The organism is Aestuariibaculum suncheonense (assembly GCF_014596935.1).
Lineage (GTDB): Bacteria > Bacteroidota > Bacteroidia > Flavobacteriales > Flavobacteriaceae > Aestuariibaculum > Aestuariibaculum suncheonense.
In genome coordinates, this window is sequence record NZ_JACVXC010000004.1 from 109,213 (window position 1) to 135,239 (window position 26,027).

Annotated in this window: 14 protein-coding genes and 1 pseudogene; 3 read left to right on the top strand and 12 right to left on the bottom strand. The window is 33.0% G+C overall.

Annotated elements, in window-relative coordinates; translation table 11 throughout:
* Positions 1-12: 12 nt before the first annotated feature.
* From ICJ84_RS11495 to ICJ84_RS11525, 7 genes are all read right to left on the bottom strand, one after another.
* Complete coding sequence (locus tag ICJ84_RS11495) at positions 13-2,085, bottom strand: alpha-L-fucosidase (RefSeq protein WP_188216557.1); 2,073 nt, start codon at positions 2,083-2,085, stop codon at positions 13-15.
* 55 nt (positions 2,086-2,140) lie between these two features.
* Positions 2,141-4,849: a galactose-binding domain-containing protein gene (locus ICJ84_RS11500; protein ID WP_188216558.1), complete on the bottom strand. Its 2,709-nt coding sequence runs from the start codon at positions 4,847-4,849 to the stop codon at positions 2,141-2,143.
* A gap of 449 nt (positions 4,850-5,298) precedes the next feature.
* A complete protein-coding gene (locus tag ICJ84_RS11505; protein WP_188216559.1) occupies positions 5,299-6,162 on the bottom strand; it encodes a BT_3987 domain-containing protein in 864 nt (287 codons plus the stop codon).
* A gap of 124 nt (positions 6,163-6,286) precedes the next feature.
* Entirely contained in the window at positions 6,287-8,140 is a 1,854-nt protein-coding gene (locus tag ICJ84_RS11510; RefSeq protein WP_188216560.1) for a RagB/SusD family nutrient uptake outer membrane protein, read from the bottom strand.
* Between the two features lie 3 nt (positions 8,141-8,143).
* On the bottom strand, positions 8,144-11,515 hold the full coding sequence (locus ICJ84_RS11515; protein WP_188216561.1) for a SusC/RagA family TonB-linked outer membrane protein: 3,372 nt from the start codon (positions 11,513-11,515) through the stop codon (positions 8,144-8,146).
* Between the two features lie 159 nt (positions 11,516-11,674).
* Positions 11,675-12,814, bottom strand: a complete 1,140-nt coding sequence (locus ICJ84_RS17010; protein WP_188216562.1) for a FecR family protein — start codon at positions 12,812-12,814, stop codon at positions 11,675-11,677.
* Positions 12,815-13,025: 211 nt separating this feature from the next.
* Complete coding sequence (locus tag ICJ84_RS11525; protein WP_188216563.1) at positions 13,026-13,601, bottom strand: RNA polymerase sigma factor; 576 nt, start codon at positions 13,599-13,601, stop codon at positions 13,026-13,028.
* 1,063 nt (positions 13,602-14,664) lie between these two features.
* Between ICJ84_RS11525 and ICJ84_RS11530 the strand changes: the two genes are divergently transcribed.
* The 3 genes from ICJ84_RS11530 (at position 14,665) to ICJ84_RS11540 (ending at position 18,106) form a co-directional block, all read left to right on the top strand.
* Positions 14,665-14,925, top strand: a complete 261-nt coding sequence (locus ICJ84_RS11530) for a hypothetical protein (protein WP_188216564.1) — start codon at positions 14,665-14,667, stop codon at positions 14,923-14,925.
* A 1,006-nt stretch (positions 14,926-15,931) separates the two neighbouring features.
* Complete coding sequence (locus ICJ84_RS11535; RefSeq protein ID WP_188216565.1) at positions 15,932-16,186, top strand: hypothetical protein; 255 nt, start codon at positions 15,932-15,934, stop codon at positions 16,184-16,186.
* Between the two features lie 30 nt (positions 16,187-16,216).
* On the top strand, positions 16,217-18,106 hold the full coding sequence (locus ICJ84_RS11540; RefSeq protein WP_241748749.1) for a glycoside hydrolase family 2 protein: 1,890 nt from the start codon (positions 16,217-16,219) through the stop codon (positions 18,104-18,106).
* A gap of 294 nt (positions 18,107-18,400) precedes the next feature.
* Here ICJ84_RS11540 and ICJ84_RS11545 read toward each other — a convergent pair whose 3' ends face one another.
* From ICJ84_RS11545 to ICJ84_RS11565, 5 genes and pseudogenes are all read right to left on the bottom strand, one after another.
* A complete protein-coding gene (locus ICJ84_RS11545; protein WP_188216770.1) occupies positions 18,401-19,342 on the bottom strand; it encodes an IS481 family transposase in 942 nt (313 codons plus the stop codon).
* A 175-nt stretch (positions 19,343-19,517) separates the two neighbouring features.
* Positions 19,518-19,685 (bottom strand): annotated as a pseudogene (locus tag ICJ84_RS11550) (glycoside hydrolase family 97 C-terminal domain-containing protein); the annotation flags it as partial.
* A gap of 204 nt (positions 19,686-19,889) precedes the next feature.
* Positions 19,890-21,059: a TlpA disulfide reductase family protein gene (locus ICJ84_RS11555; protein ID WP_188216566.1), complete on the bottom strand. Its 1,170-nt coding sequence runs from the start codon at positions 21,057-21,059 to the stop codon at positions 19,890-19,892.
* Between the two features lie 31 nt (positions 21,060-21,090).
* Positions 21,091-22,503, bottom strand: a complete 1,413-nt coding sequence (locus ICJ84_RS11560; protein WP_188216567.1) for a RagB/SusD family nutrient uptake outer membrane protein — start codon at positions 22,501-22,503, stop codon at positions 21,091-21,093.
* A 12-nt stretch (positions 22,504-22,515) separates the two neighbouring features.
* The gene (locus tag ICJ84_RS11565; protein ID WP_241748750.1) at positions 22,516-26,010 is read right to left on the bottom strand and encodes a SusC/RagA family TonB-linked outer membrane protein; all 3,495 of its coding nucleotides are present in this window, start codon (positions 26,008-26,010) and stop codon (positions 22,516-22,518) included.
* Positions 26,011-26,027 lie beyond the last annotated feature (17 nt).

Consider the following 26,027-nt stretch of genomic DNA (forward strand, 5'->3'; position numbering starts at 1 on the left):
TTATAAAAGCTTTTAAAAGACATCAAATTCTGCAATACCTAATTTACTTTGGCCGTCTGCAATATTTTTGGTTGTAAACTTCAAATAACGGGCTTTCTTATTTTTTTTAAACGTTATCAACTGTCTTATAGGGTTATTCCTGATATTAGAAAACTCTCCACTTTCAACTTCCTTCCATTTTTTACGGTCTTTACTAATCATTATTTTATAATCTAAAGCAATACCTACATTACCTCTTGATTGATCTGGTAAATATTGTAATTCTGAAATGGATATTTGTTCTCCGAAATCTATTATAATACTTTTTAAATCTTGCTCATTAGCGATCCATGTCGTCTTAGATAAGCCATCAAATAATTTTGGAAACTCATTTTTATCACCAATTACCTTCCATGCCTTTTTTGATAGTCCGAATCTCTTTTCTGCTATTTCTCCTTTTGTATCACCATTAATAACAATCGCCTTAATCGTAAAATCGCCATCATGTAAAAATGGTTGGGTATATTCTATGGAATTATTATTAGGTTCAGAACCGTCAACAGTATAAAATATCTTTCCAGATTTATCAGGAGAAATGATATTAACTAGTCCTGATTGATTTCTTTCAATTTTTGGAGCAGACAAAACTAGCGGGGCATTATAAACAGCTACTTCTGAAATTAAAGGTACCGCTAAAGACTCATCTATAATAATGCGAATTTTGCTCGCTTTAACCTCCGAAAATCTTAAAATTCGTTTATACCCAATCGTTGTTCCTTGTGCTATATTTATCCATTTATTGTCTGTATAACCCTTTACAGTAAAATGTTTAACACGTTGTCCTTCTGCAATAAATTCTTGCAATAACAAACGGTTAAAAGTTTTCTCTTCTCCAAATTCTATATTGAAACTAGGTTGTTCTGAATCTCCTTTCCAATAGGTTTGAAAATTACCGTCTGAAGCATTTTTAAAAATTTCCTTGCTATCAGCTATTAACGATGCATTTCCATCAATTAAATTTTCATTAAAATCTAAGTCCAATTGCTTTCTCCATTCAAGTAATCGTAAAGAATCAGCTGTAAAAATACGTCCTCGTTTATCAGGGCTTAAATTCAAAAGCAATAGACTATTACGGCCTACACTTTCGTAATAAATGTCTAATAACTTAGGTAAAGATTTTATTTTATGATTTTCAGAATCGTGATAATACCAACCTGGACGAATAGATACATCCGTTTCTGAGGGGAACCATCGTGTTCCATTTTCATGCCCTACATTTAATTGATCTTTTACTGGGATATTTTTATCAAATTTATCTGACGTAAGCATAGTGCTCCAATGCGTTTCGCCTGCAAAACCTTCCTCATTTCCTACCCATCGAATATCGGCTATTTTACCCCCATGAATAATACAATTAGGTTGCAATGCCTTAACAACACTTTCAAATTCACTCCAATTATAATAGTCTTTATCTATCGTTCTAGTATGTAATTTATCGGTACCATAATAACCTCGACCTCCGTTTGCTCCGTCAAACCATATTTCAAAAACCTCACCATAATTTGACAATAATTCTTCCAACTGATTTTTAAAATATTCATTATATTCAGGTTTACCATAATCTGGGTGATTACAATCCCATGGAGATAAGTATAACCCCATTTTCATGTCAAACTCTTTACAAGCATCGGCAAACTCTCTTACTAAATCACCTGTACCATTTTTCCAAGGCGAATTCTTCACACTATATTCTGTGTATTTAGAAGGCCAAAGGCAAAACCCATCATGGTGTTTAGCTGTTAAAATTACACCCTTCATACCTGCATCTTTACAAATTTTAACCCATTGTCGGCAATCTAAATTTGTTGGATTAAAAAGCTCCGGAGATTCATTTCCATAGCCCCATTCTTTATCTGTAAATGTATTTATACTAAAGTGAACAAAAGCAATGGTTTCCATCTGTTGCCACTGTAATTGTTTTATTGAGGGTTTCGGAAGGGTTTCAATATTTTGTCCTTGGAGGTTAAAACTATTAACGCATAAAGTAAGTAAAATAGTTAACAATGTTTCACTTTTCAATTTTAATCTTTTATTTTCTCTATTCATGCTTATTTAATCAAAAGAATACAAACTAAATACTTTTAAAAAAAAGTTCCTATTTTTATTTGACAACTATTTTTTTTGTTTCACTAAAACTGCCAGTTAATAATTCTATAAAATACACCCCAGTAGTTAATTGTTCTACATTAATTTCTACATTACTTTTTCCATTTTCGGGTAATATTTTTTTTGTATATATTTTTTTTCCTGTTATAGAAAATATAGACACTTCTAATGGTTCTCCTTCAAATGAATTTCCCCATTCTCTATTAATTTTCAATGTTTCTCCCCGCTTTAATGGATTGGGGTAAATCTTAAATTCATTTAGCCTATTCTCCTGTATTGACAGCGCATTTGAAAAAGTTCCATACACTTCGACTTCTGCCATATTAATGGCATTTGTACCTTGCAACTGTAATCTTACATACCTGCCTTTTTGATTAATTGAAATGCTAGTTGGGCGTCCCATTTGACTAGTTTGATAAAATTCATAAACATCAGAACGCGTTAAAATATCGATAAGTGTCTCTGATGCTTGAAACGGATTTTCTGAAACTAAAACATAATAATTGGTCATACGATCTGCACAGCAATCTGTGCGATTATATAACTTTATATTTGTGATATCTGCTAAATTACCCAAATCGACTTGCCACCATGGTTGAAATTCACTTAAAGTATGTGCTACAGAACCATCAATCCAATTCCCACTGGTATCACCATCTACTGCTCGACTTGCCAATGCTCCACTTTGCACACTAGACTCATTAGCTGGTTTATTAAGCGCAAGATTATAAGGAATAATGTTTACTACTGAGTGTGCACTCTCCCAATAAAACAAATCAGCCTTACCTCCATCTAAAACAATATCTACCGTGTACTCATTCCCTGAAACTTGAGTTAATAAAATTTCCTCCACCACTCCAGTAGTAGGGTTAACTCTTTTTAAAACATCTACAGGATTTTCTCCAAAATCAATATTTAAAGTAATGGTTTGCTTTGCTAAACTAGCAAGTCCCTGATTAATATCATCCTGAAACAATGAAGATGAAGACTCATGGCAACAACCACTTGCCTTTGTCAATCCATTCATAATCATAAAGTACTTTGCATCCTTGTGATGTATTGGTCCCATACTTATATCTGTATCAGTACTTAAATTTTTTACTGGCTTAAAATATCCAATCAATACATCTCCTTTTAGATTATGATTGGTCCCACTTACCATATTAGAGGCTGTTATTCCCGTTATATAAGGATCAGGATCGGAAACCGCGTCCCAAATAGCTACTTCATTAGGGGTTAAATTAGACACTGCATTTCCACCAAATAAATGCTCTCCTGGAATAAAACGTACGTCTGTTGTTTGTAATCTTGATAAATGAGGAGATAAATTCTTAAACTCCTTTAATGCATTTGCATACCAATAGTATCCAGGAAGTAGGTTACCTGCATTATCAATCCAGTAACTTCTATCCCAACGATTATACCTCCATGCACTTAACCATTTAGCTCCCATGGTTAAAGCGCCAAATACTTCTCCATAAATTTGAGATTCAGAAGTATAATAAAGTCCACCTTCACCTGCTTGAGTAGATCCTTGCCTAAAACCAATGGTATATTGTCCAAACTCTATTGGTAAATTTCCATCACCATCAATACCTTCAAGCGCTAAGCGTCTATATCTACCAAGGTAGTTATACATGGACCTCAAAGAACCTCCATCAAACTCTACTTGGCTTTCATTAAACAAATAGTTGTCAAAACTAATAAAATCAGGTTGTGCCTGTTGTATGTAGGTTCTCATTTGACTGTCGCTCCATTGATTAACATATTGATTATTATGCAACAAGACATCAGGATATTTTGCTTTACTTAAATCGAACCATTGCTTGAACCAATCTTTCAATTCGTTGGAATAATTTTCTTCATCACCAAATCCTAAAGTAACCAAATTGCCTACTTTCTCTAATTGATAAGCATCTAAAAATCCATTTGAAACTTCAGAAGCTGTAGGCCCCATATCTAGTTGTGTTCCATAAGGGGCTTTTTCCATGCTCCAAAGCGCATTTGGGTGACGGTTAAAAAAATCAGGACTAAACATGGGCTTTTCATAAAATCCTTGAACAAACGGAAGATTTGTGTATTCATCAGCTACAGGAAAATGAGGCCCTACTAAAACAACTCCATTTTCTGCAAGCGCTCCACTTAAAGAAGTACTCACAAAGGGGTTTGGTGAAGCCAATATATAATAGCCTCTAAGTCGCTCGCCACAGCAATCTGTGCGATTATACACCATCACCGACTCTACATCGTAATTAGCCCCCAAATCTACTTCCCACCATGGTTGTGAAGAAGACTGAGTATGCGTTACCGATGCATTATTAATATCGCCATTAGTATTCCCATCTACCGCTCTACTTGCCTCAGAACTACCATTTGTACTAGACTGAGTAGCTACCTTATTTAGAGCTACATTCACTCCTCCACTAAAAACCTGTACCTCTGCTAAACTTAAAATCTCATTACTCTCTCCCGGTAACTGCACCCTAATATAGCGTACACTTTTTGAGCCTCCGTACACGTTCGAAACCCTTGAAGTCACACCATTATCAAAAATAGGCCATTCGTGGCCTCCTGTGGCACTCCAAGTCTGAAACTGGAGTCCGTGTTTTATAAATAATTTTTGAGCTCTGTTAACTTGTTGTCCATATCCTGAAAACACAACCAAGCTAAAAACAGCCAGAATCATAAAAATTCTTTTTTTCATAATTTAATATTTTAATAAAAACTAAGAGGAATACAAGTTATAGCGTAATAAGTCAATAATATTTTTTTAGCAACTCTTTACTATTCAAATTTGACGAACAATCAACTTAGTGAACAACTCATAACAATAGCAATCTCATACTGTCTGCCTTTTAAAAACTGCTATACAAAAAACTTTCAATTAACATCAGGACACTTCTGCAACAAAAAAAGGGTTAATCATTTAACCCAAAATATATATTCAAAAAAGCTTGACTCTTTTGCCTTGATAATTATGAGACAATACTTCGCTAAGGACTATTAATTAATCGTGAGTGAGTTAGAGCTATAATATGTTTTTTTATAATACTCCACAAATAGCTCTAACCCTTATTCTTTTTTACATTAATCACATTTAGTAAAAATAAACTCACGACTTTTATTAATTACTAACTCAAAACTTTATAATAACTATTCAATGCCCATAACCTCAACTTCAGCCAAACCTAAATAAGTATTTCCTGTTAACTGAACTCTAACATACCTTCCTGTTCTGGTAACCGGAATTGTTGTTTGGTAGCCAGCTACACCAGCATGAAAATAACTGTAGACACCTTCTTGATTTAAAATATTCGCTACAGAATTCGACTCAAATGGTACATCAGAAACAAAAACATAAAAATCTACTAATCGCTCTGAACAGCAATCTTGCCTATTGTATAAGATTACTTCTTGGATAAATGGAGATACCTTTTCTAAATCAACTTCCCACCATTCTTCTCCAGCATTACCCGTGTGCGATACAGATCCATTAGACCAAAACCCACTGGTATTACCATCTACTGCTCGGCTACTAATAGCCCCTGAAAGTGTACTTGATTGCATTGTTGGTTTTCCAATTGCAATGTTTGGAGGAGGTCCTCCTTGAACCACATAATATTTTCTATTCATCGATTTATCTAGTGGTATATTAGGGTCACTTACATTTGTTATTTCTAGGGGCAATAGATAAATAGTTTCCTGATCTAAATTGGTCGTACTAATTGTTAAGCTAACTGAATTTGACACCTTTGTCCCAGCTTCTATAATGAAGTCCTTAGAACTAAAAGTAACATTTTCAATAGGCAAAGACTGATAGCTTGTATTATTGCTTTCATTATAAACCTCAACTAAATCATTATTCTGATCTATTGAAACATTTACATTGATTTTAGTTTCATCGTATAAAGACACTGCAATGTCTTTTTTTGAAGGATAATCTAAAAACAATATATCAAAAGGTTCACTAATAGTTTTTTCTGTTGGAGAAATAAAAATTCCGTTAGGTGTTTTCATTTCAACTGGATCGTTATTACAACTAATAATAAGTATGACACAAATTAGAAGTGCATATATATTGATTTTTTTATATTTTAATTTCATTTTATAAGGGAATAATATTAAACTTAATTATACAGTTCTACCAACCCGGATTCTGTACTAACTTTTCACTTTTTTGAATTTCATTAAGTGGTATGGGATACAAATACATAGCTGTATTCCAGACTCTGTTTTCATATGGCGTTCTTTGATAAAAAGTGGCATCATCTTGCTCTGCACTCATATTCATTCCATAAAAAGGACCTCCTTGACCGCCTTCACCCACAGGGTTTTCAGCAATCATCCATCGTCTCACATCAAAGTAACGCTGTCCTTCTGTAGCTAATTCTACACGCATTTCCCTTCTTATAGCTTCACGTTGGGCTATTTTATTTCCTACTATTTCTGGTTTAATGTCTATAAGTTTTGGAATCCCTGCTCGCTCACGAATACGATCTACATATTCGATAACTCTTGTATCAGAAGGGTTAACTTCATTAAGTGCTTCGGCGTATAGAAGATAAAACTCGGCTAGACGGTAAAGAATTGCTGGTCTATACTCATTCCTCGGGTAACTTCCTGAATTATAAATCTCTCTACTAATACGTTTGTAAAGCATATATCCTGACCAAGGGTAATTTGATGACATATTACCATTACCACTACCTCTATGAAATTGTATTTTATTATTGCTTATATGCCAATTTCTATTTTGGAAAAACACCGTTTGATAAAATCGTGGCTCTCTATTAATCCACATTTTATAAATTCCTTCTCCTACATGACCTGAAATATCTTCACCCGCGGTAGAAAATCCTGTTTCAGAATATAAAGGGGATTCTTCAATAGGCAAACCATCTACCATTAAATAATCATCCACTAATTCCTGGGTAATGGCGATACTAGCAAAACCACCTCTTTCTGTACGAGGTGTACATCTTCTGTCGATACCTTCATTAGATAATGTTCCCCAAGAAGAACGGGGACTAGCCCAAATAACCTCCTCATTTACACTTCTGAACAAATTATAAAGCGAGGTATCTGGATTATAAGTGCCATTGGTATTATATTCCTTATAAAGGCTATAATAGCCATCTTCAGCAAAATCTATAAACTCCTGCATAGCATCTAAAGCTCTTTGCCATTTTGAATCATCTCGTTCTGGAAATAATTGTTTTCCATCCTTATCTGTAAGGCTGAGTGCTTCTTGATACTCTCCATTAAACAATGGACTTGCAGCATACATCAATAATCGACCTCTAACAGCCAAAGCTACGCCTTTGGTAGGTAAAGCCAGAAAGGCATCGGCTGTTTCAATATCATTTAATTGTTCTGATACAGCTTTTAATTCTGAATCAATAAAATTGACCACTTCATCAACCGAATTTCTAGCAAAGTCTAAATCTGGAGAACTAGGATCTGCAGCAAAATCCATAATAGGTATTGGCCCATACAATTCAAATAATAAATAATGGTAATAGGCTCTTAGAAATCTGGCCTGTGCTTTAAGCTGACTTAACTCATCAATATCGATAAAATCGGCTTCTCCTGACTGAGGAATAACCTTGGCATTATCTAAAAACAAATTTGCTTGTCTTATTAGCGTATACAGTGTACCCCATCTATGAAATGGTGCATTACCTGAATTGTATCCATTAGTGGTGACGCTCCTCAAAGTACCTTGTGCAGCTTTTAACTCATCTGTTAAACCTGCCCAAGGATTATCGAGACCTCCAAGGGTATAACTCGGACTAAATATCATATTTGAGCTCTCAGGGATACCTGTAAAAATATTTCTATGAAAACTTCTTACCTGCGATGGAATACTAAATATCTCTTCCATAGTTTGCTCTCCTGCCAACTCATCAGAAACATCCAAATAATCCTTATTACATGACACATTTATTAAAAATGCTGTAAATAATATTAATGTTTTATATATAGTCTTTTTCATTTTTTATAATTTAAGTTCTAATCCAAAAGTAACATTTCTAGAAAGCGGATAGTTCATTCCAGCATTCTCATTTCCAATCTCTGGATCCCACATTTTAATTTTATCCCATACATGCAGATTGTTACCCATAACGTAAAAACGACCACTTGTTAAACTCAATTTGTCTAATAAATTTTTAGAGAAATTGTATCCTATTTCTACATTTTTCAAACGCAAAAAACTTGCATCACGTAACCACCATGTACTCGCTACAGTATTATGAAAGAAATTAGAGGTTCTTAAACGTGGAAACATTACATCTTGCGAAGGATTATCTTGAGACCATCTATTTAAAGCCGCCTTTCTAATTGATGTTTCCTGAACACCCCATGTGAAAGGGTGAAACCCTTGCCCATTAGATCCTCCCAACACCGTTGAAACGCTTCCTGCTCCTTGAAAGAATATATTTGCATAAAATCCTTTATAGTCTACATTAAGACCAACACCATATATTAACTCAGGTACCGAAGGTTTTGCTATTTGTCTAGACTGATCAAACTGATTAATTTCACCATCACCATTTAAATCAACATATTTAATGTCTCCTGGTCTGATATTACCTCCTAAACTAGACACAGCATACCCTTCCTTTAATTCAAACGTTTCTGTTCCATCAGGGGCAACATTAATATCAAAATCTTCACGATCGTATAATCTTTCAGCTACATACAAGTTAGCCGTTCTTAAGCTTGTCCCTGTAACATTCATCCAATCATACAACTGAGGCACTTCATCATATTCCAAAATTTTATTTTTAGCATAAGTTAAATTCCCTCGAAGAGACACCGTGAAATCTCCAAAATTCTCTCTTGCCATTAAACTACCATCGAATCCTTTATTAGAAACTTCTCCAAAATTTTGCCAAGGCGCTTGTCTTAAACCCGCAGCTTCAGATACAGTACGTCTTTGTAGCAAAATACTTGATCGGGTATTATCAAAATAGTTTAATTGTAAATTAATTCTATTGGAAAATAAATCGATATCCAAACCATAATTTCTCTTATCTTCAATTTCCCATGTTAGCCCTGGAGCTGAAAAACGTCCTTCTACCAAGCCTCCTATCGAATTTAAACCACCATTACTACCAATTCCTATTGGATAACCTCCTGCATTATTAAAACTAGATCTATATAAAAAACGCTCACCCCCAGTATCATCGTTCCCTGTTCTACCAATAGAGTATCTTAATTTTAATCCATTAATGACTTTAGAAATGCCACTATCTTTCCAAAACGCCTCATTATCAACAAGCCATGCTACACCCATTGCAGGGAAGAGACCAAATCGATTTCCATCTGCAAAAGTTTCACTACCTGTGATACCAAAATTAACTTCTAAGGAGTATCTATTATCATACAGATATGTTCCTCTTCCTACATAGGCTTGCTTTCTAAAAGCTAACGCTTGATTATGCAATTGGGTTTCTTTCTGATAATACAGCAACATACCACCTACATCATGTTTTTCATTAAAGGATCTATTGTAATTTACAGAAGCTTCTAAATAAATTCTTTTTTCTCCTGAGTTCCCTTCAGCAGGCTCTCCAAAAGGCACCTCATTTACCACTTGATTAAGGACTAAATTTCCATTTAAATCTCTTCCGGAAGCTACATACTGAGCTGGAGTTTTAGTTCTACTTGTAGTATAAAGCGAGTAACTATCATAACTTACTACACCTTTAGCACTTAAACCTTGAGTAATAACATCTAAATCCTGAACTAAAGCTACCTTAGATTGAGTTGAACTTCTCCATTCTTTAGAATACCCAGACTCCATCAATAAGTTATATGGATTTACTCGATTACCACTAGGAACAGGGTGTCCAGCATTTGTTCCGTCTGAAAACACCATTGGAAATAAATTTGGAGGCGCTATGGTCATTCTTTGAAAAATGGTCGTAGAACCTACTCCAGGATAATTTGTTTCTAAATATTGTCCACTTAAATCAACACTTAATAATGTTGTTGGCGAAACATCAAAATCGACATTACTTCTTAAATTATATCTATTAAGGCCAATATTATTATTGTAATCTGCTAAGGAATTTTGCTGAAAAATACCGCCCTGATTGAAATAAGATCCAGAAATAAAGAACTTAGCCTTTTCTCCTCCTCCTCTAAAATTTAGAGTGTGTCTTGTAGATGTACTATAATCTGACAATAAATTTAGCCAGTTTACATCAGGGTAAAGATCTGGATCTTGCCCTGATTCATGCCGCGCAATAAGTTCATCGCTATACATTGGAGCACTTCCTTCATTAAAAAGGGCCTCATTATATAATCTCATAAAATCACCGGCACCGACAAACTCAGGTAATCTCGTTGGTTCTGAAACACCATACTCACCGCGATATGAAATAACTGTTTTTTGATTAACCCCTCGTTTTGATGTTATAAGTATAACACCATTAGCTCCTTCGGCTCCATAGACCGCAGTTGCTGCAGCATCTTTTAATAGTGTAAAGGTTTGAATTTCATCAGGATCGATATCATTTAAGGATCTAGGAATACCATCAACTAACACTAAAGGTCCCGTACCTCCTGCAAACGAACTAATACCTCTAATCCAGAATTCAGAATTATCATATCCTGGCTCTCCGGAGCGTTGTATAGCAATTAAACCAGGTATTTGCCCTGCTAAATTATTACTAAGACTTCGATTAGGCATTCTTAATTGTTCACCTTTAACAGTACTTACAGCACTCACCAAACTGGCTTCCTTTTGTTTACCAAAACCAACAACAACAACATCATCAAGTGCTTCTGTATTGGTTTCAAGAATTAATTCGTAATGTCTTTTAGAACCTATATTTACTTCTAAAGTGGTATATCCCACAAAGGATACTTTTATTTTTGGCTTTTTAGTTTGGAGCGTTAAAGTAAATTTCCCGTCAAAATCTGTCATAACTCCAACACCTGAACCTACCTCAACTACATTAGCTCCTGGAATAGGGATTCCTTCTGAATCAAGAATAACCCCTGTAATTTCATTTTCTTGCTGATTTTTCAAACTGCTATCAGAAGTATCTTCCTGCTCTTTAATAACAATGGTATTACCATTAATGATTTCAAAATTTAATTTGGAATTAGCAATACTATTTTTTAGTAGGTCGTTTGCTTTTATAGTTCCTTTTTTTAAATGCGCTTTGGGATAATCCTTAAACAATCCGTCCTGATAAATAAATTTGTAATCCGTTTGATCACTGATCAACTTAAAAAGTTCATCAATGGTTATTGTTTTATCAGAGTCAATAAAGATTTTAAAATTTTGAGATAACACCGCATTAGGTGTTAAACTAAATACAGAACAGAAGGTCAAGAAGATGAATGTTCTCATAAAAATCATTAAAAGCCGTTTTCTGAATCGAAAACACGCATCAGTTTGGTTAATTTTCATAAATTTGCATACGTTTTAATTGGTTAAAAATTTAATTGATTATCACAGAAAAAAGGGGATAGAATTGCTTACGGTGAGATGTGGTATTCTACCCCTCTTTTATTTTATTACTATCGTCTTATTGTTTATTTCATAGCTTTTTATAGGTTTTGTATTTGAAATTAGTTGTAAAATCTCTTCAATAGACTGATATTTACTAAGTTCCCCATTAAACTTAACATCTTTAAGCTCTTCACTTTGAAATTCTATGTCTACATTATACCATCGCTCTAGAGCTACAGCAATATCCTTTAAAGGTTTATGATAAAAAACAAAATCTCCTTTAACCCAACCTATATTTTCATTTACATCGACAGCTGAAATTTCAATATGATTATTTACTTCATTTAAAACCGACTGTTGATTAGGGTGTAAAATAATATCCTCTCCTGCTGTCATAACAGACACCTTACCCTCTACTAAAGTCGTATATGTATTAGTCTCATCTTTATAAGCTTTAAGATTAAACTTTGTTCCCAAAACCTCTACCTCTTGCTTATTATTTAACACTTTAAATCTAGCTCCTTTGTGTTGTGAACTTGGAGAAACATCAAAATAAGCTTCTCCATAAACTAGCTCGACTTGACGAGTTTCTCCTTCTTTAAAAATAACAGGATACCTTAGCTTAGTTTCAGAATTCAACCAAACTTTGGTGCCATCAGACAACTCTACGAAAAACTGCCCTCCTCTTGGGATAGTTAAAGAATGGTATTCGGTTTTTAGGTTAGAAGCTTCGGCATTATAAACAATACCTTGACCATCACTTTTTACATTTGTAGTTTCATAGATTTTATCTTCTTCTAAAGCAACAACTTCACCATCTTCCAAAGTCAATATAGCTTTATCAGTACCTATTTCTATATCTCCAACTAATTCTTGATTGCTTTCAATAAAATCTTCACTAAAAAAACCACCTTGAAAAAAATAAAATGAAACCGTTAGAACAACGAGCAGTATTGCAGCATATTTATAAAAAATCTTAAATGAATACACTTTATCTGTCTTCTTAAACAATTGCTTTTCAATTCTCGACCAAGATTCGGACCTAAAAGATTCATCTTCTATCAATCTATAGTCTTCACCCCCAAAACTATTGCCCTGATAAGAGTCCAAAAAAGTATTTAACAATTCCAGTTCCTCCTTTGAACATTCATTATTAACATACTTTGTAAAAAGTTTTTTTGCTTGTCTTTTATTCACTTTTCCTAATGATTTTAAATAATATCTATACTCTTATTTGTAACAAAACGGTCGTTTAGAACATGCTCTACAACTATAAGTAACCAAAATCTCATTTTGGTACACTTCCATTTTGAACTTTTTTTATTTTTTTTCAAAAAAAGCCTAGATTAAAACAAAAATTAATGGAGAATATTAAGAATAACCTGATAAGTCTACTCAAAAATTACTTTTAGTAAAATAAGGAAAAGCACAAGATTAGCTCTTCTCTGCGTAAATCTTCTCTTATAAAATTTAACGCTTTCGATATTTGATTTTTCACACCTTGAATAGAAATCCCTAACTCTTCGGCTATTTCCTTATTGGACTTATGCTCCAGCCTACTTAGCTCAAATATTTCTCTACAACGCTTAGGAAGTTTATTAATGGAATTCTTTATTGCAGTCTCGAACTCATGAAATTCCATCTTTTTTGCTGCATTTATTGAAGAATCTATTAAGTTTAACCTTGTGACATCTTCATTTTTAATCTTATTACTTCTGAAATAATTAAAAATTTGATACTTAACAGCTCTAAACAAATAAGATTCTAAGTTATTTATTTCTACATCTTGCCTTTTAGACCAAAGGTCAATAAAAATATTCTGAATAATATCTTCGCATACCTCTTTATTCCTCAAAATGTTAAAAGCATAAACAAACATCTCCCTAGAATACTTATCATGAATCTCTTTAAAGGCATCACTATCGTTATTAGCAATACGATTTAAAACCCCTTGATCATTGTCGCTTGTTTTAACAATCTTCATCTACTTTCAATTATGATCTAAAATTCAATTCATTTATTCAATCGCGAAAATATAGATATAAAATTTATAAAAGAACAAATAATCCTTGTAAAGATTAAATTTTCTTCATTTATAGCTGTAAAATTTCATATAACTGACATTTACAAAACTTATTAAAACAAAAGTCAATAAGTCGATGAGGCTTCACACCATTTAAGGTATTAACTGGATTTCTGCAAGAAAAATAGATGCGTCAACACTGCTTTAGACTACCAATAGCTGTAAGATATTAGGCTTGGAAAATTGCTTTTGCACAGATAAATCGTATTCGTTTCCGTATTCACTTTCGTATTCACCTTGCAATATATCAGAAATATTAGGCATAAAATCAGCATTAAGTTAGACCACACAATGCGTTCCTATTTTTAGGGACGAAAACTGAAATTAAAAACCCTTAATTTTATACAGAAATATTTTCTTCACTATCTTGTTATTGCAATTATCTTAACAACCAAATAAAACCATGAACCTTAAATTACTTTTAAATATATAAGGCACCATGGCATAACCAATTGAAAAAAATCAATTATCATTACCTTCCATGTCTAACTTCAACTAACTTAAAAAAGCAACTCCTGCTATTTAAAAATTTTATCCGGCGGAATTAGACTAAAACCAATAACCAACAAAAAATAAAAGACATACAATAAAAAGCTAAGTATTTTATTTTTACCATAATTAATTAGGGTGGTATCTTGATATAAACTTCATTTAGATCTAGTAATGCAATTAAACTTGAATAACCAACCTTGTTGTTTTAGTCATTATTTTAATTCTTGTCAGGAATAGAAGCCGAATAAGACCATTTTGGATTTGATGCAACACATCTTGACTACTAACCAGGACGAACTGATCTATTGGAATAGGTCTTAAATAATGGGCCTTTGGAAAGGAATACCCCTCGAAAGCATTATTGATATTGGTTATATAGAATGAAAATAGAAAAAAGATAGATTTTTTAGTAGGATTTTTTGAGAGATTCTTTTCCCTTTTAATTCTAGTTGCAATTGTAACACTCATTTTTATGTCCTGTCTAATACTAGAAGTCCACGCAGGTAAAAAAGGAAAAAATCAAGCAACAATAGAGGATATTAAGGAAATCACATCTCTTGTTAAAGGGGTTGAAATTAAAGTTAATATTCTAACAAATAATAGAATTGACTACTCATCATTAAAAAGACAATATATAATCGATTATTTTGCGTCATATAATAGGGATAGAACAATAACTAGTGCAAATCTAAAAGATTTGGAAATTTCAAGGAAGAAAATAAAAAGAATATAGAAAGGATGTATGAAGCAAAACACTCTTACAATCTTAAAGAGTGGAAATTGAATTATTTATTGACGAACGGGAATTTTATAAACAAAGAAGAGAACTTACAATAAGGCCATTAAAATATCAGCATCAAATGCAATTTCCTATTGGTTGCCAAATTTTGTACAAGTTTGCAATAGGGCCTTGAGACCAAGGAAAATTACCTTAAATATTTGATGCATCATAAAAATTAGCTTAGTTCATATAATGATAATAACTTGCATTTTCATCAGGTAAATTTTGAGAAAAATGATTTCAAAAAGCACCTCGTCATTCGATTCGTTAAAGACACTAAAGATATCTTCATAATAACAATAAGTCTATGATTTCCTTTGCCAGACGTTATGGCTTCATTTGCTGAAATTTCAGAAAGGTAGCATCTATAATATTTGAGTATTGCAAAACAGACATACCATGTAATTGTAATGTGTAGTTTAGCACAAAAGTGAAAACCTAAAAACACCCCCTATATTAAGTTATTTACCCCCTAAAATTCCTAAGGTAAAATAATAAATTTGTCATGAGTACAAATCTATTAAATCAGCAACCTTAAGTGTTATTTAATATCCTTATTTCAGAATTTCCCCTAGAAAAGTTCTGAAAGTGAAATATAGAAAGCATTTTTTTAATGAAACGAATTGGCGACAATACCAAACCTGAAATCCTCCTTTATGCCCAATACTAATTGCATCAACCAAGGAAGCGATTCTTCATCAAAAATTAAAAACGTGACTGAATACTTATTGTTATTATGAAGATATCATTAATGAATTATATAAATAGAAAAAGTAAATCCTGTGAAACGCAATAATCTTACCAACGGATATATAAAAATCTAAATAGAATATAAGTATTAAAGAAAACTTAAAACCTAAACTTGAAAAATAAAGACTAAAAATGTTGGCTGAAAATTTCAATTCATATAAAGATTGACGGGAAAACAAAGATTAGTTTTAAAAAGCAAAAAATAAACATGTCAAAGTATACACTATTCTTTTTAGTTCTTGTATACATTACCGTACTTGTAAAAAGACAAGAAACACAAAAACCTAATTTACTATTGATTGTCGTTGAATTTAGAATACCACATTTGCCTTTTAATGCTCCAAAAAAACATTGGGATTTATATAATTTTAATAATATGTATAAACCGCTTGGATCACCTGATGATAGCATTAACAACTATCAAGAATTTATCAATATATGGATGTACCAAACGAAGGTTTAATGGATCAATATTTTACGCGAAAATTGATCTATGGTTAGCTTTGAATTAAGCATTAAAGGAACCAAACAGAATCAGCCAAAGCATTATAAAGATGGATTGCGATCAAAAAATACATCGAATAAAATCATAAACAGTAATCAAAATCAAATTATGAAAAAAATATTATACTTTTTTATTATACTTTTATCGATAGCAACACAGGCCCAGTCATTTATGATAAACCCCTATGGGCGGGACAATGCTGTTTTACTCAATGGCAAATGGAATGCGATTATTGATTTATACGGCAGAGGCGAAAATAAGAAATTCTACCAAAATCGAAAGCCAGAATCGAAAACCGATTTTGTTGAATATGCTTTCGATTCTGGATTAAGACTCAACGTGCCAGGAGATTTCAATTCGCAAATACCAGAACTTAAATACTACGAAGGAAATGTTTGGTACCAGCGTTATTTTACAGTAGAAAAAAACGAAGAAGGGAGGCAGTTTATCTATTTTGGTGCTGTGAACTATAAGGCTGCTGTCTGGCTTAATGGTATTGAGGTCGGCAGACACGAAGGTGGCTTCACCCCATTTCAGTTCGAAGTTACCGATATAGTCAAAAACGGAGAAAACGACTTGGTCGTTTTAGTCAACAATGATAGACAGGTAGATGGTATTCCTGCTATGAATTTTGATTGGTGGAACTACGGAGGTATTACTAGAGATGCTTTTTACATTGAAACTCCTAATACGTATATTTCTGATTATAAGATCCAACTCAAAAAAGACTGTAAAGATGTAATATCAGGTTATGTACAGCTAGACGGAACAACTACTCCCAATGAAATAGAAATTTTAATCCCTGAATTAAATATTTATAAAAAAATAGCTGCGAATGAGAAAGGCATAGCTACTTTTGAAATCAAAGCAAAACCACAATTATGGCTTCCTGAAACTCCAAAAATGTATGATGTAAAAATCATTAATAATGAAAACGTTATTCAAGATAAATTAGGTTTCAGAACTATTGAAACCAAAGGCTCCAACATTTTACTTAATGGCAAACCTATTTTTTTAAAAGGCATTAACTTTCACGAGGAAATACCACAATATCTTGGTCGAGCTTGCTCTGATGCTGACGCTGCTATGATTTTAAGTGAAGTTAAGGCGCTTGGATGCAATTTTGCGAGAACAGCCCACTATCCACAAAATGAAAGATTATTGCGTATGGCAGAAGAAATGGGTATTATGATTTGGGAAGAAATCCCTATCTGGCAGGGTATAGAATTTACCAATCCTATAATTTTGAAAAAAGCTGAAACTATGCTGCAAGAGATGATTTATCGTGATAAAAATCGTTCAAATATTATTATATGGAGCATTGCAAACGAAACAAAACCAACTGCAGCAAGAGACAGCATACTAACTAAGCTCGTTTCTTTTACTCGATCTCTAGATGATACACGTCTAGTAGGTGCAGCTTTCGATAATTGTTATTTCAATGAAGAAGCCTCAACATTCAGACTACAAGATAAGGTAACCAATGTAATTGATGTGGTTGGTATAAATAAATATATAGGTTGGTATTCACCATTCCCGATAGAACCTGAAAATATAAAATGGGAAGTTGCAGAAGGAAAACCAGTTATTATTTCGGAATTTGGAAGTGAAGCTCTCTATGGCCAACATGGAGAGGCTGATGTAGCCTCATCTTGGAGTGAGGAATATCAGGAAAATAATTATAAAATGAACATTAGAATGTTTAAAAACATCCCAAATCTAATAGGTATTTCACCATGGATTCTATTTGATTTCCGGTCACCTAATCGTTATCATCCACGTAATCAAAATGGATGGAATCGAAAAGGATTAATTTCGGATAAAGGACAACGAAAAAAAGCGTGGTATGTTATGAAACAATTTTATAAGGAAAAATAATAATGTCTTAAAGCAACTGTATTGATACTAAATATTTATTGAATAATTTCAATATTTTAGAATTAAACACACAGAAAATCGGAAACAAAGTCTGGAAAAAAGCTAAAAAGATAATAAGTGATATCTCACAAAGAGTGTAAAGTTTAAATACGCGAGTTATGAGCCCCAAGACTTCCTTTTAAAAAACCATTTTACTGAGGTTTTCCGCTGTTAATTTACTTAAATCGTATGCTAAAACGCATGCAGCTTTAGTTTTCTAATTTGTGATATACCAATAGATCCGCGACAAAATAATTATTTCTTTAGAGCCTTATTTTTATGCTTTAAATAGCTTAAATACTCATAATTTCTAGTTAGTATTTTTTCATTGGACTCCCAAAATTCCTTTGTTATATCAGGTTGAATCGGTATAAGAGCTTCAACATCTTTAAGCTTTTCTAATGGAGTTTTACCATTCAAGGAGGAATGAGGTCTTTTATTATTATAAAAATCCTGCCATTCAATTGCTAAAGCGTTTAAATCGAGTGTTGGTTCTGATAGGTCTAACAAGAACCAAAACTCTGACTTGTCTGTTTGTTGTGTGCGTTCAACTTTCCCATTTAAATGTGGGGATCTGGGTTTTATTGGACGGTACTTGATGAAATGTTCGTGTAATTCATATTGGAATGCATCATTAAAAAATTCAGTCCCCCAATCTGTTTGTATATGCTGAATTGGAAAAGGAAGGGTATTCAGTACTTCTCCTAAAAAATCTATACTGCTACTAGCTTTTTTATTGGGATAAATCCGAATAACCTTCATCCTAGTACAATCATCAATTGCTGTAAACTGATAGGCCTTGTTTTTAATTTTTGTAACGTCTATCTGGACTCTGTCTCCAGGAGTTTCTTTGCTATATCGTTTATAACCTGATTTCTTACGTCTTTTTAGTATAGGCTGAACTTTGTGCTTAGAAAATATTCTCCATACCGTCATTGATGAGATCTTTAAGTTTTTTCGAAGAAGGTAAGTGGAAATCCGCTTAGATCCCCACTTTCTTTTCCTTCTAATTTCAAGAACTTGGTTTTCTATATCTTCCGTTATCTTAGTATGAGCGAGGGTTTTAGGACATCGAGACTTATCTGACAATCCTAAAACACCTGATTCTTCATATCGTTTAAGCCACCTATACAAAGTAGAACGAGCAATGCCACAGCGTAAGACTGTTTTTGTTACAGATCCAGATTCTGCATAGATTTTAAGCCAGTTTTACGAGCTTTAATTTGACGATCCTGATTTTTCATAGTTAAAAAAGAGAACTCTTAACTATAAAATTAATCTAAAAATGTATCGAATCTATTGGTATACCACATCTAATTATATGTGTAAATTTAGAAAAAAAGTCCCATTCCCAATAAAATTTCATTAAAAACTATTCTTCTCTTATACTTATAGCATAACCACCACCTTCTACACTATTTAATAATAACTTCGTCTTATTAGTTACTTTCATTTTTCTTATCGTGTAGGCCTGCGAATTCGTTTTATAATTAGCATCCCTAGCATCGGCATAAATGGTTGCTGTATATTTTTTTTCCTTTTATCCAAAAAGCCTAACGAAATATTAAGTTCCAGTTTTATTTTCCATTAAAACTACCTGTAAAAACAAATATAGAGAATCACCTGCTGTAGTAAAAACTAATCATATTTAAGTCGACTAAAATCCAAATTTAAAAGACTTAGAATAAAAAAAGGCCTAAAATTATATTAGGCCTTTTTAAGAAATATTCTTTTACGTAAACCACTACTTAAGCGAAAATATTTGATCTAACATTTTCCCTAATTCCTCTCCCCTTACGTTGTCGGCTATTAATTTACCTTCATTATCAATTAAATATGTGGTAGGAACAGCTTTTACTTTATACAAACTTGCCACATCATTGTCATTAAAATTAGGCCAAGGCATTTGCTCCTCCTCTAAGGCCTTTTGCCAAGCCTTTGCATCTCTATCGATAGAAATGCCAATGACCTCAAAACCTTGATCGGCATACTTTTTATAATTTGCTTTAACATTTGGCAACTCCTTTCTGCAAGGTGCACACCATGAAGCCCAGAAATCTATTAAGATTACTTTTTTATCTTTTATTAAATCCGTTAAAGCATATTGCTTCCCATCAGATCCTAAAGTGATAAACTCTGGTACTTTTTCTCCTGTACGATTGGCAGGGTATAAGTCTTCTTCAACCATTTTACCATAAAAGCTTTGTTTTGCTTCTTCTGACATTTGTTCAAACGTTGAACGTTGATCTGGTGTGAAATAAGAATACAACGTTAACATCATTAAAGGTCCCCAAGAAGTTTCTTTATTTACCTCAATAATTTTATTAAATCTATTTTCAACGGTTGAGAAAAAATTCTTTTCGGCTTTACTGTACTCTTTAAAACGATCTAAATTCATTATCGAATCCATTTTCTTTTGATCTTTTAAACCTCTTGCTTGACCGAACATCGTATTAATATCCTTATATTCTTCCTGCATCTTGGCATGAAGCTCATTCAAATCCTCTCTTACTTTATATTGACTATAAAAGTATTCGTTGCTTTGAGACCCTGAAACCTTAATATCATCAAATGAGTAATAAGTATTAGCGTCATTTTCAGATGTTTTTTCCAATACATGACCATCCAATTTAATAGTGGAATTCTCTATCATAATAAAATAATAAGCCTTTCCTTCTCCTAATACCAAATGATACATTCTTGGTTCTGGAACTTCTCCTTTAAAACTAAATTTCCCATTTTCTACTGTTGCTTCAAACTCAGGTTTAGTTTCATATTTAGCGAAAGGCTGAAGACTTATTTTTGTTCCATTTGCTACACCTGAAAGATTCCCTTCAAGCTCAAAGCCTTTACTTGTTTCCTTTTTACAGGATAATATTAGCGTTAAAACTACTAAAACTAGTATGTTTCTCATTTTATTGTTTTTAATTTATTTATAACACCTATTAGCGATCTACATTTTGTTCCAATGATCCATTACCAGGATTATCTACTGCTCCCTGAGGAAATGGCATGGTCCATAAATGAGATTCAGGAGTTAATGTTAATGTTTGACCATCAACTATTTTTGACAAAGTCGTAGTATAAAGACCTTCATGATTTAAACGGCGTATATCTGAGAATGGAACAATAGACAGAATTAACTCATTACGTTTTAACTGACTAATAATTTCCATAGCTTCAGTTAAGTTGGCGGCTGTTACATCGGCATATTCTGATGCTAAAATTCGTTTTTCGCGAACTGTATTTACCACATTTAGGGCGCCTTCTACATCACCACTTCTAGCTAAGCATTCGGCTTTAATTAAGTAAACTTCAACAGTGGTTATACCTCCATAATTAAAGTAGCCTCTTAAAGTTGATGAATAATAGGTGTCGGTTCCTACAGTTCTTAGTTTCCATCTCGAAAGAAATTTAGCATCACCTTCTTCAAATTGTTCAGCACGCTTAACAGTCAATGAACTTTCTCCACTCTGATAATAAATACTACCATGTCTAAACGAATAATTTTCAACATAATTAAAGTCTAAAGGCGAGGTAGTTTGTATGTATGAATCTGGGTTTTCAATTTGTGCTTTATTAGCTTCATAGTAAGCCGTCCAATCATATAATTGATCATTCTCAACCAAAGCCTTGTTTGCAAATTCTAATGCTTTACTAAAGTTATTCATTTGAAGATACACTCTGGCATAAAAAGCATAAGCCGTTCCAATACTTGGGTGTAAAGCAGTTACAGTTTCCTGTGGTAAATATGGTAAAGCCTCTTGTAAATCTTTTAAAATAAAATCGTACATATTTTGAATGCTAACCTGTGTATAAGGCGCATTTACATCTGCACTTGTAATTAGAGGCACAGAAAGCTTAGTGGAAGCTGTAGTTTCATCATAAGTATCAGCATAGAAGTTTAGCAAATTAAAATACGTCATCGCACGTAATACTTTTGCTTGCGCCCAAACTTCATTTTTTTCATCTTCAGTAGCCTCAGAAGCAGTCAATGCATTTTCTATAATTAAATTAAAAGCATTAATACCTGAGTAACTAGCATAGTATGTTGTCTCATCGCTATTATTCAACTCGATTCTATTGGCTGCCTCATCCCACATATAATTAGCCTTATACAATGGGTAATAAGACAAATTAAAACTCGAAACCCAAGTATCATTTAATAAGTTTAGAGCCTGATTAATATCTACACGGTGGTTACCATACTCATAACGCAACATGGCTTCAAAATCGGCTAATGTTTCTGGAATTTTTTGTCCTTTAGGGACTTCATCTAAATAGTCTTCACAACTTGTGGCACTAAAAACCAAAACCAAGATGTTTAATAATAAAATTTTATGAATTATTTTTTTCATGACAATCGATTTTTAAAAATTAAGATTTATACCAAACACAAAATTTGGAGCATTAAATCCATTTAGCATGAATTTAGCATCTCTACTTTTTGCTATTGTAAAAGCATTTTCAACATTAAAATTCATCCTAGCACTACTAACATTTAGTTTAGAAAGAAGACCTTTAGGTAAATTATAAGCTAAAGACACATTGCTTAATCGTAAATGTGTTGCATCGAGAATATTTATGTCTGCTAATGAATAAATAGAATATAATGCAGAACTAAAATCGCTGTCGTATTCAAAAATAGCTCGAGGCACATTGGTTGTTAATTCGTCTCCCGGTTGCATCCAACGATTAGCTATTTTATTATTTACAACTCCAATATTAGACACATAACTTCTTAAAGCTCCATTATATCCATTTTTTAACATTGGAAGTTGCGTGTTTCTGATTTTATGCCCTCCTTGAAAAATGAATAGCATTGATAAATCGAAGTTTTTATACTTAAAAGTACTGCTGAATGAGCCGCTGTACTTCGGTACTGTTGATCCAAAATTTTGGATAGATTCCAAATCGTTTGGTTGACTTGATAAAGCATTGTCTTCGCTATCATAAACCTGAGGCAAACCAGTTTGACTTAACCCAGCCCATTTATAACCATAAATGGAGTTGTACGGAGTTCCTATTCTTGGAAATTCACTTGGATAATCCAATTGCAGGAAATAAACCGGAGCCTCAACATTCACATAAGTAACCTTGTTTTTATTATATCCAAATATTCCTGTGGCATCCCAACTAAAATCGCCAGCTTTTACTACTGTTCCATTCAAAGTTATCTCAAGTCCTCTATTTTGCATTTCCCCATTATTGATGGTGTATGTTGAGTAACCATAGCCTTCTGTTGGAACTCCCTGGGTATTTGCTAATAAATCTTCTCCTTTTTTATTATAAAATTCTAAAGCTCCGTTTAATCGGTTTTTGAATAGTGCAAAATCTAAACCAATATTTGTTGTGGTTGTTTTTTCCCAAGATAACTGTGGATTAGGTCTGCTGGAAACATAACCATAAGTTCCACCAACAGTATTACTTGGAAAATAACTTGCCGTCATATAAGGTGCTGAATTCTTTGCTATATTTCCACCTATACCATTAGAGGCTCTTAACTTTAACATATCTACCCAAGTAACATCGAAAAAGTTTTCAGAACTGATATTCCAGCTTCCTCCTACAGACCATGTGGGTTTGTTTTGATACTTACTGTCTGTACCCCATAAATTAGAACGATCCCAACGTAAACTTCCTGTAGCAGTATACTTTCTGTTATAAGTATAAGACGTATTACCATAAACAGACACAAATCGATTGGTTATTTCTCTTGCCTGTGCAAAATCACTGGAATACATAAAGCCTCCTAAAATAAGTCCTGAAGCATTTAATAAAGCCTTTTGATCTACTGGGCTAAAAGACAAAAGCTTTGTATCGTAGTTATAAAGCGTATTTGACTTATACTCTAATTTAGAATGTCTAACCTCTGTACCCAATATAGCAGTAAGCTCATGTTTATCTGCAAAAATTTTATCTATATCTATTTGTTGTCTGAAATTATAAGCGTTAGCATACTGTTGAGTTTCGTTATAAATGTTTCCATAAGGAATATTATAAACTGCCACTCCGTTAGAAGCCGATGCCATTTGATTAACTTTATTTCTAACAGCAAACGACTCTTTATTCATCAATTGACTGCCACGATCAACACCATACTCATATTGAAACATAGCATTATACTTTAACCAATCTACCACTTTAATATCTAACTTTGCATAAGTACGATTGGTGAAATTTTTGTTTTCCTTAATATTTCTACCTAATTCTTCAATAGGCGTAATATCCATACTATACAAACCATAAGTATTAATCGCATTTAAAGTAGAAGCATTGTAACGCGATTCTGCAGTTGAAACAAAATTATTTCCTGATTCATCTACAAGTCTGTTATAAGGTTGATAAGTAAAGCCAGGACTTAACGTATTATAAGTTTGGGTATTTCCATCTTGAAATTTGGTATAGGTTCCTAAATCAACCGTCAACCAATTGGTCACCTGTGTTGAGTTTCGAAGATTAATACCAACAGACTCATCATTTGAGTACAAATCTTCGTATTCATTACTCTTATAAGTAATCGAGGCATTAAAACTATTACTTTCACTTGCTTTACCTAAGGAGACATTATACTGTTGGTAAAATGGACTTCGTTTAGCATATTTTTCGATATCATCATAATATTGATATCCTAATGCTCCCAATTTATTTAATTCATCATTTGATTGATTCTCTGATATATTCCCGGCATAATAATTCAAAATAGATTGCATACCTTGACTGGTAAATACTGCATTCGTTAAAAGAGATTGCGCGTAAGTTTGAGCACTTCCATCTGTTGCCTGTAATCTTGGGTTACCATTAGCCCATTCTCTTTCTAAATCAACAATATCACCTGCATCTGTTAAATTATCAACATAATATCTATAAGGAGATACTGTTAAATTAGAAGAAAAAGAAACCGATGTTTTTCCTGTCTTTGCTTTCTTTGTTACGATAACAACAACCCCGTTAGCGGCTCGGGCTCCGTAAATTGAAGTCGCTGCCGCATCTTTTAATACCGTAATACTCTGTATATCTTCCAGATTTAATTCAGGTAAATTTTCTATTAAAGCCCCGGTAGAAGTGTATCGTGTATTTTCAATAGGAAAACCATCAATGACATACAAAGGCGTTGTTAATCCTTTCATTGTGGTAGTTCCTCTTAAAACGCCATTTTGAAATCCAGCTACACGTCCTTCAATAATGGTATTTAAATCATTTAAACGCTGAGACTTGAAATCATCTGTATTTAACTTAGAAAATGCCCCGGTTGCACGTTCTTTAGAAATGGTTTGGTAACCAGTTACTAAAACCTCTTCTAGTTCATTAATATTTTCCTCTAGAACTACATTAATTACTGTTTGATTTCCTACTTCAACGGACTTTGATAAATACCCTAAAAAAGAAAACACCAAAATATTATCAGGGTTGGATAATAATTCAAATTTCCCGTCAAAATCTGTTGCGGTACCCTTAATTGTTCCCTTTATTGCAATAGTTACACCTGGCAAAGGCACTCCTTTTTTATCAGTTACAGTTCCTGTAATTTGACTCTGAATTACTTTTTTTCCCTCTTCTGATTTTTTAATAATTATAGTATTGTTAGAAGAAACAAGTACATTTAAATGTTTATACTCTAAAGTTTGTTGTAATAGCTTTTTAGTGCTAATGGTTCCCTTTTTTACTTCAATACTTGGAAACTCATCAAATAATCCTACTTCATAAATAAAGTTATACTCCGTTTGATTTTTTATCAAACTAAATACCTGATCTACTGTTAAAGTGGCATCACTCTTTATTTTGATTTTAGAGTTCTGAGATATTGCATTGTTTGATGAAAAACCAAACATTGAAATGCACCATAAAAAGATAAATGTTCTCATAAAAATCTTCATTACCA

What these genes read in the sequence shown, in the direction of transcription:
- ICJ84_RS11495 (WP_188216557.1), bottom strand. Translation starts at nt 2,085, where the DNA reads ATGAATAGAGAAAATAAAAGATTAAAATTGAAAAGTGAAACATTGTTA.
- ICJ84_RS11500 (WP_188216558.1), bottom strand. Translation starts at nt 4,849, where the DNA reads ATGAAAAAAAGAATTTTTATGATTCTGGCTGTTTTTAGCTTGGTTGTG.
- ICJ84_RS11505 (WP_188216559.1), bottom strand. Translation starts at nt 6,162, where the DNA reads ATGAAAACACCTAACGGAATTTTTATTTCTCCAACAGAAAAAACTATT.
- ICJ84_RS11510 (WP_188216560.1), bottom strand. Translation starts at nt 8,140, where the DNA reads ATGAAAAAGACTATATATAAAACATTAATATTATTTACAGCATTTTTA.
- ICJ84_RS11515 (WP_188216561.1), bottom strand. Translation starts at nt 11,515, where the DNA reads ATGAGAACATTCATCTTCTTGACCTTCTGTTCTGTATTTAGTTTAACA.
- ICJ84_RS11525 (WP_188216563.1), bottom strand. Translation starts at nt 13,601, where the DNA reads ATGAAGATTGTTAAAACAAGCGACAATGATCAAGGGGTTTTAAATCGT.
- ICJ84_RS11530 (WP_188216564.1), top strand. Translation starts at nt 14,665, where the DNA reads ATGTCCTGTCTAATACTAGAAGTCCACGCAGGTAAAAAAGGAAAAAAT.
- ICJ84_RS11535 (WP_188216565.1), top strand. Translation starts at nt 15,932, where the DNA reads ATGTCAAAGTATACACTATTCTTTTTAGTTCTTGTATACATTACCGTA.
- ICJ84_RS11540 (WP_241748749.1), top strand. Translation starts at nt 16,217, where the DNA reads ATGGTTAGCTTTGAATTAAGCATTAAAGGAACCAAACAGAATCAGCCA.
- ICJ84_RS11555 (WP_188216566.1), bottom strand. Translation starts at nt 21,059, where the DNA reads ATGAGAAACATACTAGTTTTAGTAGTTTTAACGCTAATATTATCCTGT.
- ICJ84_RS11560 (WP_188216567.1), bottom strand. Translation starts at nt 22,503, where the DNA reads ATGAAAAAAATAATTCATAAAATTTTATTATTAAACATCTTGGTTTTG.
- ICJ84_RS11565 (WP_241748750.1), bottom strand. Translation starts at nt 26,010, where the DNA reads ATGAGAACATTTATCTTTTTATGGTGCATTTCAATGTTTGGTTTTTCA.